The 14,160-nt window shown below is 51.8% G+C and carries 13 protein-coding genes; 8 read left to right on the top strand and 5 right to left on the bottom strand.

The window, feature by feature from the left end; translation table 11 throughout:
- Nucleotides 1-51: 51 nt before the first annotated feature.
- From yidD to rpmH, 3 genes are read right to left on the bottom strand one after another with little or no spacing between them, the layout of a single operon-like run.
- Entirely contained in the window at nucleotides 52-312 is a 261-nt protein-coding gene (gene yidD, locus NTV65_05710; GenBank protein MCX6114698.1) for a membrane protein insertion efficiency factor YidD, read from the bottom strand.
- Nucleotides 313-330: 18 nt separating this feature from the next.
- Nucleotides 331-702, bottom strand: a complete 372-nt coding sequence (rnpA, locus tag NTV65_05705; protein ID MCX6114697.1) for a ribonuclease P protein component — start codon at nucleotides 700-702, stop codon at nucleotides 331-333.
- 47 nt (nucleotides 703-749) lie between these two features.
- The gene (gene rpmH / locus NTV65_05700) at nucleotides 750-911 is read right to left on the bottom strand and encodes a 50S ribosomal protein L34 (protein MCX6114696.1); all 162 of its coding nucleotides are present in this window, start codon (nucleotides 909-911) and stop codon (nucleotides 750-752) included.
- A gap of 206 nt (nucleotides 912-1,117) precedes the next feature.
- Between rpmH and NTV65_05695 the strand changes: the two genes are divergently transcribed.
- Complete coding sequence (locus tag NTV65_05695; protein ID MCX6114695.1) at nucleotides 1,118-2,140, top strand: cellulase family glycosylhydrolase; 1,023 nt, start codon at nucleotides 1,118-1,120, stop codon at nucleotides 2,138-2,140.
- Nucleotides 2,141-2,161: 21 nt separating this feature from the next.
- A complete protein-coding gene (locus tag NTV65_05690; protein MCX6114694.1) occupies nucleotides 2,162-2,638 on the top strand; it encodes a hypothetical protein in 477 nt (158 codons plus the stop codon).
- Here the strand turns inward: NTV65_05690 and NTV65_05685 are convergent.
- Nucleotides 2,619-4,361: a glycosyltransferase gene (locus tag NTV65_05685; protein MCX6114693.1), complete on the bottom strand. Its 1,743-nt coding sequence runs from the start codon at nucleotides 4,359-4,361 to the stop codon at nucleotides 2,619-2,621. The two genes, NTV65_05690 and NTV65_05685, sit on opposite strands and share 20 nt — an antisense overlap.
- 306 nt (nucleotides 4,362-4,667) lie before the next feature.
- On the opposite strand from NTV65_05685, the gene NTV65_05680 reads away from it, so the two are divergent.
- The 4 genes from NTV65_05680 (at nucleotide 4,668) to topA (ending at nucleotide 10,771) form a co-directional block, all read left to right on the top strand.
- Complete coding sequence (locus NTV65_05680) at nucleotides 4,668-4,940, top strand: hypothetical protein (GenBank protein ID MCX6114692.1); 273 nt, start codon at nucleotides 4,668-4,670, stop codon at nucleotides 4,938-4,940.
- A gap of 129 nt (nucleotides 4,941-5,069) precedes the next feature.
- The gene (locus NTV65_05675) at nucleotides 5,070-7,268 is read left to right on the top strand and encodes a protein-disulfide reductase DsbD family protein (protein MCX6114691.1); all 2,199 of its coding nucleotides are present in this window, start codon (nucleotides 5,070-5,072) and stop codon (nucleotides 7,266-7,268) included.
- A 34-nt stretch (nucleotides 7,269-7,302) separates the two neighbouring features.
- Nucleotides 7,303-7,917, top strand: coding sequence for a redoxin domain-containing protein (locus tag NTV65_05670; GenBank protein ID MCX6114690.1), 615 nt, complete (start codon nucleotides 7,303-7,305; stop codon nucleotides 7,915-7,917).
- 82 nt (nucleotides 7,918-7,999) lie between these two features.
- The gene (gene topA / locus NTV65_05665) at nucleotides 8,000-10,771 is read left to right on the top strand and encodes a type I DNA topoisomerase (GenBank protein ID MCX6114689.1); all 2,772 of its coding nucleotides are present in this window, start codon (nucleotides 8,000-8,002) and stop codon (nucleotides 10,769-10,771) included.
- Between the two features lie 119 nt (nucleotides 10,772-10,890).
- Here topA and NTV65_05660 read toward each other — a convergent pair whose 3' ends face one another.
- Nucleotides 10,891-11,397 (bottom strand): hypothetical protein, encoded by a 507-nt coding sequence (locus NTV65_05660; protein MCX6114688.1) that lies wholly within the window; start codon nucleotides 11,395-11,397, stop codon nucleotides 10,891-10,893.
- A 429-nt stretch (nucleotides 11,398-11,826) separates the two neighbouring features.
- On the opposite strand from NTV65_05660, the gene NTV65_05655 reads away from it, so the two are divergent.
- Together NTV65_05655 and NTV65_05650 are read left to right on the top strand one after the other, a co-directional pair.
- Nucleotides 11,827-12,726, top strand: coding sequence for a prepilin peptidase (locus tag NTV65_05655; protein ID MCX6114687.1), 900 nt, complete (start codon nucleotides 11,827-11,829; stop codon nucleotides 12,724-12,726).
- Nucleotides 12,713-14,116: a sigma-54 dependent transcriptional regulator gene (locus tag NTV65_05650; GenBank protein MCX6114686.1), complete on the top strand. Its 1,404-nt coding sequence runs from the start codon at nucleotides 12,713-12,715 to the stop codon at nucleotides 14,114-14,116. Before NTV65_05655 ends, NTV65_05650 begins: the two co-directional genes overlap by 14 nt.
- Nucleotides 14,117-14,160 lie beyond the last annotated feature (44 nt).

The following is a 14,160-nucleotide window of genomic DNA, read 5'->3' as shown; positions in this document are numbered from 1 at the left end:
TAAAGGGCTAAAAAGAAAGCGGTTTTCTCTCTTCAGGGCAGCGTCGCCCCCCTATGGTACAGCATCCCTCCCGCCAGGACACCATGGATGGCAACGCACAAAGCGTTTGAGTGCCAACACCACCCCGCGCATCCAGCCATATCGTTCAATTGCCTCGAGTGCATAGTCAGAGCAGCTTGGATCGAAGCGACAGGCGTTTCCGATTAGCTTTGAGATGGTTGCCTTGTAGATGCCGTGAACTGCGCGTGCAACGACGCTTTGCCCCCGTTTTAGAATAGTCTTCTGATCCTGCTTGCAAAAAAAGCCACACATCTCAGTGCTTCCTATAATCTAGGGTGCTTTTACAGTGAGGTCTATTAGGGCCTTTGATTTAAACGCTCCGTAAAGCTCCCGTTTGTAGTCATCAAAGTGACAGGATTGCACATCACGACGTGCAACGATCACTAGATCTATGGGCTTTACAAACGAGCCACGCAGAGCACGAAAGACCTCGCGCACACGCCGTTTAATAAGATTTCTTACCGTTGCTCTCTTTTCAAGCTTAGTTGTAACGGCGATAGCTAGACGACTGGTGCTCGCCTCGGATGGAATAAAGAGTATTAGAAAATGCTTGCAGTGGATCTTGGTGCCTTTATTTTGGCACCTTGCTATGTCGAATTTTCTTCGTAAACGCGCCTGCGGCCCGTGAGTATATCGGGCCAAGGGCCCGTTAGTACATGGCCCATTAGTACAGCTGCTCTCGCCCACGGCTACCTATAGTGCCCCTTGCGCGGAGAGGTTACTGAGATCCTCTTGCGACCACGAGCCCTGCGGGCAGCAAGAACTTTCTTACCCCCGACTGTGGAGCTTCTCTTTCTAAAGCCGTGCGTTGTTTGTCGGCTCTTTTTACTTGGTTTGTACGTGCGTTTCATAGAAAACTACCTATCAATAGGGTGGGAAGTTTAGAGACTTTACAGCTTCGCGTCAACCGTATGGAGGAGAAGAAGCGTAACTATTCAGCAGGGCGTGGCTTCAGAGCTTACTTCAGAAACACTAGCGGTCCCTATATTCTTCTAGGTTTCACGCTCTAAACGTGTGAATATACTGCCGTTTACAGTTGACTCTTTAAAGGGCTCATATGCTTCGCTTTTTACCCTGCACACTACTATTAGTAATCACCTCCTTGCTGACTAGCGCATGTAATACGAGTGATCTTAAGGAGGCCGCGAACATAGCTGACGGCGTTCCTAGAAAAACCATAGATACTGACACCTTAGGCATGAATGCCTTTGCTAACGATGCCAGATTCGGCTCTCCGAGTAGCCAATTTCAAGAGGTTAGCTCAACCTTAGGGCTAAGGTTCGTAAGAATCCTGGTGCGTTGGGACTCCTTGGTTCAACCTAGCAAGGGATCTGCTCTTAACCTCTCCTTTGCTGACACACTACTCGCAAGCATCCCGGCCGATCTAGACGCACTGATCGTTATGACGGGAACCCCAACATGGATGAGCAATCCAGCGAACTGGAGTGCGGGCGACCCGCGCGCTACCTTCGTCGAAGAACTGTTAAGCCCTGTAGTCGCTCGCTACGGTAATCATCCGCGCGTGATCGGATTCCAGGTATGGAACGAGCCAAACCAAGACAACACCGAGAACCAGATCCTTGGTCTAACGAACAGCGCCGCACTCTATGTTGACATGCTTAAACGATCCTCTGAGGTTATTAGAGCACGGGCACCCTCAAAGCTTGTTGTAGGTGCAGCCACAACTGCCATAAACCAAAACTACCCTACTTCTCTTAACTACAACCGCGCGATGCAGGATGCCGGCGCTCAATCGCACGCCGATATATGGGCTATTCACTACTACGGGCGACAGTTTGAAAACGTGATTAGGCCGGGCGGAATCGCAGATTTTACAGGGGGGCTATCGCTACCGATCTGGATTACAGAGAGCGGGGCGCAGGGGGTCAATCAGCAACTGGCATACGGCGAGCAGGTCTGGCCATTTCTACGTGAAAAGATCCCAACTATTCAGAGGATTTATGTGTATCAATTTACCGAAGCTACCCCACCCGATAGCACCTATGGATTAAAGAACCTTTCAGCCGACCTCCCCGTCTCAGATCTTTATGTGTGGCTGCGAGACCGCGCTAACAATTGATATCTTGCCTGGAAATTACTTATGAGAAGAAACATTCTGCACCGAACCATTTATCTGTACGGCACTCTTGGCGCTATCTTGCTTACAACACTTCTTGGTGGCTGCGCTGGAATGCCCATAACTCTCGCACCATCGAGCAGTCCTGTTGCACCTGGTGTGAGGGGGACTATTCCGGCCTATGGCAGCAATTGCCAATTTGACTTATTTGGGATTATCCCGGTTACCCACTCCCTCAACACCCAGGCGGCCCTTGACCGCGCCAAAGAATCCGCAGATGCGGATGTCCTTACGGATGTTACCGTAGATTTTGGTGCCTCATACTACGTGCTGTTCTCTAATAATTGTGTGCGGGTACGTGGCAAGGGGGTGCCGCGAACTCCATCGACTAGTGCTGCTACAGCTACTCCAGCGGCTACAGTTACTCCTACGGCTACTCCAGTGGCTACAGCTACTCCAGTGGCTACGACTACTCCAGCGGCTACGACTCCAAAGCGCTAGATGCCCCGAAGAGCGGTGAGCTCTGCTCCTCTGAGCGAATCTTGCCCCATCTTGCGCGCTCGGCTGCGGCATCAGCGCTCCGTCCAGCGCCTTCAAGCGCCTGCGCAAAGTAATAGTGCGCTGGGCCAAATTCGGGGTAGCGTTCTACAATCTCTTGTAGTTGCGCTATGGAGGCTCCCTTTCCTTCAAATGAAAACTGCTCAGGAATCTGATTAAGCACGCGCTGCGCCGAGTGCCAGAGCTCGTCGGGCAGAACGAGCCCAAAGCCGTTCCTTGCTCTAAGCACAGAGAAGGGATTGCACCGTAATTCACGAGCGATCTCGTCCACAACCGATGAATTAACGTACAATCTAAATGGCTCCTCATCAACGCTCTGTGCCCGTAAAAGGGTGCACGGAAGAAGCGTTTCGCTCGTAAGTCTCCAGGCCTTGTGCGCCATCATAACAAGCAGGCGCTTAAAGCTAAAATCACTCTGACTCATCCTTGCGCTTGCGCTCAATCCACCGCAATCAAGCCAGGCAAGTTTTCTCACAACGCAATCAAGTTCGGCCAGAGAGAGGTTAAACGGTCCAGCAGGATTAAACATAAGCCCGTTACGCACCGGGCTAAAAAGGGTTGTCTTTACATCCTCAGAAAGATTCGGAAACACCAATCCAACATCGTCACGCGCAAAGCACCCCAGAGCATTTAATGCAAAATCTCTCGGCAACGCATTATGCATATTCATACACGCAACGACGTGCGATCTTGCAGCACGCACGCCCGTATCAAGCGCCACACTCCTAGTTAGTGGCGCGCCCTCTGCACTGAGAACGAGCTGAAAAGCAACCTGCGGTAACCGCACCCCAAGCTCAGAGACCTGCTTGCGAATAGCACTGGAGAGCTGCTTCGTTCCTGAGTAGTCAACAACAACCACCTCTAGCGATGTAAGGCTCTGTTGTGCAACCGCTTCAGTAAATGCATTAAGCCGCAGATCAACAGCATCAACTGGCACAACGAACGAAACGTTCTGCTCCTGATGAATGCGTCTTGAAGCGTGGCGTCGATAGACGCGCGACATCTCTCGATAGGCGCCGGCCATATCAGCTCCGGTTTTATTGGTGTCGTAGTTTCTTAAATATGACAGCACCTGCGGCACTCGACAGGAAAACGGATAACGCTCAAGCATCCTAAGCCAGAGGTCATAATCCATCGTAAAGAAAAGCCCCTCATCGAAGCACTCGCCCTGCTCAATCGAGAGCTCTTTGAGTAAGCTGCGCGTAAAGAAAACTCCAGGCTGCGCGGGTACTGAATTAAATACCCAATACTTCATGGCATCGAACCAGGTGCGTTCTATATTATCAACCTGTTCGGTCGGCTGACCATCTTTGTCGGTAACGCAGGTGGCGCCCATCACGATAGGATGTTTATCGATATGCTGTGCCACAGTATGAAAGGCGTTAGGTGCATACCAATCGTCGGAGTTAATCCAGGCGATAATATCCCCGCTAGCCTGGGCGAAGCCCCTATTAAGGGCATGCGATTGTCCGCGGTCGGGCTCAGAGCTCCAACGCAGATGCGGATACTCCTTCAGGATAGAGATCGTATCATCGGTGGAGCCCCCATCGACAATGATATGCTCAAAGTTCGGATAGTCCTGCTGCAGAACCGATTCGATCGTCTGGCGGATAAACTGCCCATGATTATACGAAACAGTAATGACCGAGAATTTTGGTAGCGCCATGGAATGCTCGTGGATAGAGGTATCTAAAGTTAATCGGATACGGCGTGAGTAACAGCGGGGTAATAACAGCGGGGTAATAACGACGGAGTGTTAAAGCAAGAAAGTAAAGCTTCCAGAGTTAGATGTGGGGGCCTTGGGCTAGGCTTCTTAAGATTTCACTATCTTAAAAAGCTACTGCTAGCATAACCATATGATTTCACTGCTTATTAACTTGATGGCCGTCATAAATAAAAACTTTGCAACCTCAGCTCCTAGTGCTATAAATGCATCTGAATTCTAACAGTGTGATATTTCGTTATGGCATTAATGGTCGAGAACAATAGGTCAACTCAAACCAAACTACCTGCTGTAGTAGACGAGCTAAGAGAGCTTGCCATGCCCTTACGCCCTACCGACATTAATCTCCTTACACCAGAAAGCTCAAAGCTGCGTGGTATCGCTGATAATACTAGCATTGAAGAGCTTCGTTACTTCAAGTATCAGGTTGAGAAGGGTTCTGCAGATCTAGATATAAGCTCTATTAAGAGCTATCAGGAAGGAACACTTCCCTCTGCTAGATCTCTTGTTCTGGCCGCCTAGCTCTATTACCTATCTAGCCTACTCTGGTATTTAGCCTACTCTGGTATTTAGCCTACTCTGGTATTTAGCCACTCTGGTCAGCCTGACACCTCTCGTGTATGGGATTAATATCCGATACTATCCTGCATCATGCCGCGATCTTTTTTTCAGTCACGATCTCTTTTTCAGCTACCCTCTCTTCTAATTTTAATGGCGCTGCTCCCCTTTGTAGGATGCAAGGATCACTCGCTCGGCGAGGGCTCTCACATCTCTATTCAACTCGTAGCAGATCAGGAATCTGTAGCACCGGGTTCAACCTTTACGCTCGGCGTAAAGTTTATGCCCGATCCGGGTTGGCATCTGTACTGGAAGAATCCTGGCGACTCAGGATTGCCTCCACGCTTTGAGTGGCGCACACCAACGGGCGTTACCATTAAGCCCAATCTATGGCCCTATCCAGAACGCATCACCATCGGGCCCCTCGTTAACTACGGCTACGGAGAGGTGCTACTCCCCTTTCCCGCTACCCTCTCCGCCAGCGCACCATCTGCTGGCGTATTACCCTTTGAGGTGCATGTAAAATGGCTCGTCTGTAAGGATGAATGCTTACCTGGCGAGGCGACCCTAACGCTCTCAATTCCGATCTCAGAGCGCGCTGGAGAGCCCTCAAGATACACCGGCATCTTTTCTGATACCTATGCCGCAGTGCCGGCGCCACTCTCGCGGGTCTCTATCGCTGTTGAGGAGCAACAGGACCAGCTCGTTGTGGCGCTGATTCCCCTTGAGCCCCGCTTCTTTCCTCAATCAATGATATTTTTTCCAGAGGACCCGCGCATAATTGCAAACGCAGCGGCGCAGATAATTAAGCGTGAGGGCGCAGCCCTCACGATAGCCCTTAAGCGCGACCCGAGTCGCAAGGAGCCGGTCGAGCGCATCCGCGGCGTAATTTACTCCCCTGAGGGGTGGTCCCAAAAGGGCACACCGAAGGCAGTCTCTATCGATACCCGAGCGGAGGAGCTGCCTAACGGTACCTCCAAGCCCCTAATAACCGTTCAGTATAAAAATGCTTTAACTGAAACGACCGGTTTCTGGTCGGCACTTCTACTGGCTCTACTGGGAGGAATGCTCCTTAACCTAATGCCGTGCGTATTTCCGGTGCTCTCGATTAAGATCCTGGGATTTATTGAACACGCTAAGGATGACGCCAAAACGATCCGACTGCACGGCATTAGCTTCTGTCTCGGAGTGCTCGTATCATTCTGGGTTCTGGCAGGGCTTCTGTTATCTCTGCGCGCCGGTGGTGAGCAGCTCGGCTGGGGATTTCAACTGCAGTCCCCTACCTTTATAGTGGCGATGATCTTCGTTTTTCTCGGACTGGCGCTAACGTTCCTGAGCGATATCGTTCTCGGACGTTATATTCAGTCCCTGGCAGGCGGTACACGCCTTTCAAGCTCGGCAACGGGGGCTTTCTTTAGCGGCGTGCTAGCGACAGCGGTTGCAACGCCGTGTACCGGGCCATTTATGGGCTCAGCGCTCGCAGCAACCCTTACTCTGCCACCCGTGCTCAGCCTGCTCGTGTTTACGAGCCTCGGACTCGGCATGAGTCTGCCTTATCTAGCGCTATCGTTTAATCCACGGCTCCTAAGGTTCCTTCCTCGCCCCGGTGCCTGGATGGAGCTCTTCAAGGAGTTTATGGCGTTTCCACTCTTTGCAACCGTACTGTGGTTAGTGCGCGTGTTCGCTCGTCAGATGGGGATGGATCCATATGGGCTCGGCGTGCTGATGGATGTCTTATGGGGCACACTCCTAGCTGGATTTGGATTCTGGCTCTTTATCGGCGCCTCCGCTCTGCGTTCAAAGATAATTCGTCGTACCCTAACAGCCGTTACGCTGCTCTGTTTTGCGCTCGGCGTTATGATAGCCGTTCCAACCAGAGCTGAGATCGACGCTAGTCGCGTACGGGCCTGTGATATTAACGGCGAGAGCACGCCGCAACCTGACAGACATGGACTAATTTGGGAGCCGTACTCGGAGCGGCGCGTTAGCGAACTCGTTGCGAGCGGACGCCCGGTCTATCTCGATTTTACCGCAGAGTGGTGCATTACTTGTCAGGTAAACGAAGCGCGCGTCTTTGGCTCCGAGGAGGTTCGAGAGCTCATAAAGAAAAAAAATGTGGCGCTTATCAAGGGTGACTGGACCTCGTCTAATCCGGTTATCACGGAAGCTCTGCGCGGCTTTGGAAGGAACGGAGTGCCCCTTAACGTTATCCTGCTAGGCGATCAAAAGCCGATTATCCTGCCAAATCTCCTAACCCCAGGCGCTGTACTTGAGGCGCTCGGCGCTCTTTAGTATCGTAGACGGAGCTTGACTAATAATGCGCCCCATGAAAAAAATAACGCTAGCGTTTCTTTTTGTCGCACTAATAATCTTACCCCTGCGTACAACCTGCGCTGATAGCTCTGCTATTGTTGGCACTCAAGCTCCTGATTTTCATCTACAGGATGCTAGCGGAGCTGAGATCTCGCTAAGCCAATTCAGAGGAAAGCCGGTAGTGCTTGAGTGGTTTAATGCGCGCTGTCCATTCGTGCAGAAGTTCTACCGCGGCGGTGATATGCCACACTTTCAGAAGCAGGCCACAGAGAACGGTGCTATCTGGCTAACTATTAACTCCTCCTCTCAAGGAAAGCTTGGGCACCTCACACCCGAACACGCTCTCGAGATAACAAAGAGCCTGAGGATGAACTCAACTGCACTACTGTTGGATCCTACTAGCACCGTCGCTCGCCTCTACGGCGCACGCATTACCCCACACCTCTTTGTCATAGACGCCGTGGGTATCCTCGCCTACCAGGGGGCTATTGATAACGTGCCCTCAACCGATAGCTCCGATATAGCCGGTGCAACTAACTATGTACTTGCAGCCCTGGCTGCCCTGGCAGCAAATAAACCGGTGCAGCCATCCTCTACCGAGCCGTACGGGTGTTCGGTCAAATACTAAGCGGTATTCAAACGCTGTTTGTTATTTATGGCGTTAAATAACACCACTTAGGGTTGCGCTATAGCCCTAAATCTTTGTAATCATGACGCAGTTAAAAAAGATGCTGAAACGACTTGTTATAGTAGAATCACCAACTAAGGCTAAGACCATCGAGAAGTTCCTCTCTAAGGATTTCGAGGTGTTGGCCTCCTATGGCCATATTCGGGACCTTCCGAACAACGCCGCCGAGATCCCGGCCGAGATTAAGAAGCAGAAGTGGTCACGGCTCGGAGTGAACGTAGATGATAACTTTGCACCATTATATATAGTCCCCGATTCCAAAGAGAAGCGGGTTAACGAGCTAAAGAGAGCTGTCAAAAACGCCTCAGAGGTATACCTCGCAACCGACGAAGATAGGGAGGGGGAGTCCATTAGTTGGCACCTGCTCGCCGTGCTTAATCCTAAAGTTCCGGTTAAACGGTTGGTCTTTCACGAAATTACCAAGAAAGCTATTGAAGAGAGCCTCAATAACGCCCGCGAGATAGATGAGAACCTCGTTAAGGCACAGGAAACCCGCCGTATTATCGACCGTCTCTACGGCTACTCAGTAAGTCCGCTACTCTGGAAGAAGATGGTTCCTCGCCTAAGCGCCGGACGGGTGCAGAGCGTAGCAATCAGGCTCCTTGTTCAAAGGGAGCGTGATCGTGCCCGTTTTAGATCGGCTGACTACTGGGATCTTAAAGCTACCTTTCTGGCCGCATCCGACCCAACGCTACCCTTTGAAGCTGAGCTTACGCACATCGCCTCAAAGCGGGTTGCGAGCGGCAGGGATTTCGACTCCGATACCGGCAATCTGTTTAAAAAAGATGAAGTTACCCTGCTCGATCAAGCAGCAGCAGAGCGGCTCGCCGCGCGACTCGCTAAAGCAACACCGACCGTTACCGAGATCGAAAGCAAACCCTTTACTCAGAGACCGTACGCGCCATTTACAACCAGCACCCTCCAACAAGAGGGCAACCGCAAGCTCAACTTCGGCGCAAAGAGAACCATGGCAGTTGCGCAGACTCTGTACGAGAACGGTTTTATTACCTACATGCGTACCGATTCTACGACGCTTTCAGAGGAGGCTCTCTCAGCATCACGTTCTCTAATCGCACGTGAGTTTGGCAGTGAATATCTAAGCCCCGCTCCACGCATCTACAAGACCAAGGTCAGGAACGCTCAGGAGGCGCATGAGGCTATTCGCCCTGCAGGGATTGAGTTTACACATCCCATAGCGGTCAAGGAGCGCCTAGGTCTAGAAGCCTTCAGGCTCTATGAGTTGATCTGGAAGAGAACGCTCGCGTGTCAGATGCGCGATGCAGAGGGCACGCGCGTCGCTGTATCGATAATCGTAGATGATGCAACATTTCGGGCCTCTGGAAAGACGATCTCGTTTCCTGGATTCCTGCGCGCCTACGTTGAGGGCTCTGATGATCCAGAGGGCGACCTAGCCGAGCAGGAGCGCAACTTGCCGCCCCTTAAGCAGGGCGACACAGTCAGCACAAATAACTACGATGTTCTTAAACATACCACACAACCCCCAGCGCGCTTTACCGAGGGGAGTTTAATTAAGGAGCTCGAGAAGCTCGGCATCGGACGACCTAGCACCTGGGCAACTATAGTTGATGTCGTACTCTCGCGTGAGTACGCCTTTAAGAAGGGCTCCGCTCTTGTTCCTAGCTTTCTCGCTATCGGCGTAACGGGTCTGCTTGAGGGGCACTTCTTACACCTCGTTGATTACGAATTCACCGCTAAACTTGAAGATGATCTCGATGCTATCGCACGTGGCGAGAAGGATAACATTGAAAAGCTAAGGTCCTTCTACTTCGGACAGGAGTCAGAGCACGCCACCCCTTCGGGAATGGGTCTTAAAGATCTCGTCACTAAGGGTGAAGAGCAGATCGACCCACGCCTGGTGTGTGGAATTCCGCTCGGTAAAGATTCGCAGGATCGTGCGGTTGAGGTTCGTATCGGCCGCTACGGGCCATTCCTATCAAACGGTGAACACCGCGCCTCTATTCCAGACACAGTTGCCTTTGACGAGCTCACTCCCGAAAAAGCAGAGCTACTTTTAGCTGAGGCTGCCAAGGGTCCTGCAGCACTTGGTAACGATCCAGAGACGAATCTCCCCGTTTATTTAAAGAAGGGGCGCTTCGGTCCATACGTTCAACGGGGCGATATGGTTGCGGGTGGTGATAAGCCAAAGATGGCCTCACTTCTGTCTGGAATGTCAGCGGAGTCGCTAGATCTAGCCACCGCCTTGGTGCTTTTATCCCTCCCTAAAAATATCGGCAAGAACCCTGAGAACAGCGAAGATATATTAATAGCGAGTGGTCGCTTTGGGCCCTACGTAAAGTGCGGGTCGGAGAGTCGCTCAATTCCAGTCGAGGAGTCGCCGTTCTCAGTTACTATTGAGCGTGCGCTTGAGCTACTTAAACAACCCCGCACTAGTGGCCGCGCGTCGAATCAACCAAAGACATTAAAGGAGGTTGGAAAGCATCCGACCTCCGGTGATGCGATCGTTATTAAGAGCGGTCGGTACGGCCCCTACGTAACCGATGGAACAACTAACGCTTCACTTACGCAGGGCTCAGATCCAGAGTCTCTGACAATAGTTGAGGCGGTCGGATTACTTGAAGCTCGTGCTGCCAAGGGTCCAGCCAAGGGTCGCCGCAAGCGTGCTCCTGCAAAGGCAGAGACTAAGGTAAAGGCACCAGCTAAGGCTAAGGCAGCTACGACGAAGCCCACTAAGGCTCAGCCCGCAAAGAAGAGAGCAAGCCCAGCCAAGAAACAGAAGGTCGCGCCAGCCGATACGGCTGAACCTACAGAGTAGGCGCCTCGTAACTATCTCCGTTTGCACATTGCTATTCCACATTGTGGACCACGAGTAGCATCGTACCAGACACTAGCCTAGCACTAGCGCGATTACTCTCGTGCGCGCCCAGTCGTGACTCAGTCTATTTTCTTCCAGTGATCAACAAACACGCCCGGCATCGTAGCGGTAAAGCCATCCTTTTCTAACTCGCACGCCGGCTCGCCGTGCAAGGGGAATTGAAACTGCGTCTTTCCGCCCTTACTCGTTACAGTAGAGGTCCCGTGCGCCGGGGTGATATCGTAGACAATCGCCTTCTGATTGAAATCGGCTGCGTAGAAGATGGAATCCTCGGTGTACGTCTTGTCTGTGAGCGTGTACTTGGCGATCAGGGAGATGGAATTGCCCTTACCGTTTTCGTTCCAGTAAACATTAAAATTTCTGTAGCTCTCGGTGTATGTCATAATGCCGATGATATTGGGCGAGGCGACCTTCTTCCCGTCAGGAAGCACTCGATACTCGAGCACGTAACTGCCTTTGATACTCAGCTTTTCCTCGTTAGCATTAGCGTCGTTTAATCCACCCGAAAAAAATCCGAGAGGGCTAACGAACGCGAGGACCCAGGCAATCACTTTGTTTGTTTTCATACTTTTACCGTCCCATATGCACTCGGGGGTAGTCAAGTGGGTACACATTGGTACGGTGTTACTTTGCAGGCACAAAACTAGGGCAATAGATTTAATTGTGGTGGGGCATCGCTCTCGTGTTGCGTGAGGCGAAGCCCTGCTAGAGCATCGTTATAGTGTTGGGTAAGGCGTGTGCCCCTGGGACCGCCGGTATCTAACCGGCCATGAAAGAGATCGTCCACCTGAGCATTTATACCTAGCCGTTCTGGAGAACGGCGGTCCCAGGGCTTCGCTGAGGCGTAAGCTCCTGGGAGCACCTTAGTAGGAGGTTGCTTTTAGACACAAAATTCCTACTACCCCTCCCCGCTCCCCCTCCCCGCAAAAAGAACCACTATGCAAAATCTTTAGACCGTATTACCTATTTGCGGAATCGTATCTCCTGGGGGCCATATGCTTTCGATTAGCGCAATTACAATCCTTTGTTTTATTTTCGGCTCTATCATCGGGAGCTTCCTTGGGGTCTGCGCCTACCGCATCCCGATGGGTCGCTATGAGCCGGTACACGCTGGAGTAAAGGAGCTCGCTCATCAGATCTCGATAACTAATCCACGCCGATCTTTTTGTCCGCAGTGTGAAAAGCAGCTCCTCTGGTGGCACAATATCCCGCTCCTATCGTGGTTATTTCTAAGGGGGCGGTCTGCCTGCTGTGGAAAGCAAATTCCTTTTAGATATCTATTTATCGAGCTCTTAACTGGAGCACTATGCGCTGCGTGCTACCTTAAGTTTGGCTTAAATATAAGCGCAGGAGTCGCATTTATCGTGATCTGCGCCCTGATCGTAATCCTCTATATCGATCTCGATTATATGATTATCCCCGATCTGATCACCTATCCGGGGACCTTTCTGGCGTTGTGTCTCGCCGCCACCAACTCGTGGAGCTTTTCTCAAGGCGAGCTACTTCTTACCGCACCCTTCGTTTCAAGCCTGACTGAAGCCGGACTAGGGCTCCTAATGGGGCCGGGGGTGCTGCTGTTCGTATGGGGCTTATATTGGCTAGTTAGACGACGCGAGGGGCTCGGGCTCGGAGACGTAAAGCTACTCGCTCTACTTGGAGCTACCTTCGGCGCAAAGTGCGCCTGGTTTACGATCTTTATCGGATCGGTGCTGGGCTCCATCTTTGGCATCACCGCTATCGTTCTTAAGCGCCGTAAGATGACGAACTATATCCCCTTTGGCCCATACCTGGTCGTCGCTGCGCTAATCTATATCTTAGAGCTAGATCAGCTCGTGCACTACCTTATTTATCACCAGGGGCTCTCGCCGTGGAGGATGCTCAATGGTAACAGCTAGCGCAGTGGCGGAGGCCGCAGCGTGGAACATCTTAGTCGTTGAGGATGACGCGCCAGTGCGCGATTCGCTGCGCGCGGTGCTTGAAACATCCGGCTATAACGTTAGCACGGCCGCAACGGGCGAGGAGGCCCTAAGCCTCATAAATAAAAACAGCTACGATATCGTACTGTGCGATCTTAGATTGCCGGGAATCTCTGGGCTAAATGTAATCAACTCAAGCGGGGGTCAGGTGCCCTGTATCCTCATGACCGCCTACGGCACCCCAGATATCGCAATGGAGGCCTTCGCCGCAGGGGTCTTTGATTATATCTCAAAGCCGATCTCTCCGGATAAACTGCTCTTTACCCTAACAAAATTTCAGGAGTTTGAGGGACTCAGGCGCGAGAACACAACACTGAGAGCAAAGCTCTCAGAGCGTTACTCGTTTAATAATATTATCGCACAAAGTGAGAGCTTTCGCGCCGTATTCGACACTATTAGACGTCTCTCGCCCTTTACTACAACGGTTATAATTACCGGTGAATCCGGTACCGGTAAGGAGCTAATAGCGCGCGCCATTCATGAGAGCTCAACAAGGCGCGGCAAGCCATTTATCGCTATTAACTGCGGAGCCATTCCTGAGAACCTAATGGAGTCCGAGCTTTTCGGACACAGAAAGGGCGCCTTTACCGATGCCAGCCGCGACAAGCGTGGACTCTTTGAAGAGGCGCACGGTGGAACTTTATTTCTAGACGAGATCGGAGAGCTTCCGCTGCACCTGCAGGTGAAGTTATTACGCGCCTTGCAGGAGCGCACTATTAGACGAGTTGGCGACGAGGAGGTTATCCAGATCGATGTTCGGATTCTCTCCGCTACGCTCAGAAACTTAGAGGAGGATGTAAAGATCGGGCGCTTTAGGGAGGATCTGCTCTACCGACTTAACGTTATCGCCATAAACCTCCCTCCCCTGCGTGAGCGGCCCGAGGATATTCCGGTGCTCGCTCTTCATTTCCTTAAAAAGCATGCAAAGCGTCTCGGTCTTGCGCCCAAGGAGATTCCTATCGATGTTATGCAGACGCTGCTCGATTACCTTTGGCCAGGCAATGCGCGCGAGCTTGAGAACGCTCTCGAACGCGCCCTGGTGCTCTCTAGCGGCGAGGAGCTTGAGCTTTGCTCACTCCCCGAGAGAATACTTGCTCAGAAATTAACTAGCGCCATTGGCCAGGAGAGGCCCGAGAGCGCCATTGATAATAACAACCTCTCTATCAAGCAACGCTCCAGAACGCTTGAGGTCGATCTGATCCAGCGCGCCCTTAAGCACACCAAGGGCAACCGCACCCACGCCGCCAAGATCCTTGAAATTAGTCACCGTGCCCTGCTCTACAAGTTAAAGGAGTACGGGGTAACCTAGCCGCTACGAGCTTCCCCTACCCTCTACTGAGGGATACCTCTAAT

Source organism: Pseudomonadota bacterium, assembly GCA_026390555.1.
Classification (GTDB): domain Bacteria; phylum Bdellovibrionota_C; class UBA2361; order UBA2361; family OMII01; genus OMII01.
The sequence above is the reverse complement of the archived record's forward strand: the minus strand, read 5'-3'. Positions and strand labels throughout refer to the sequence as shown.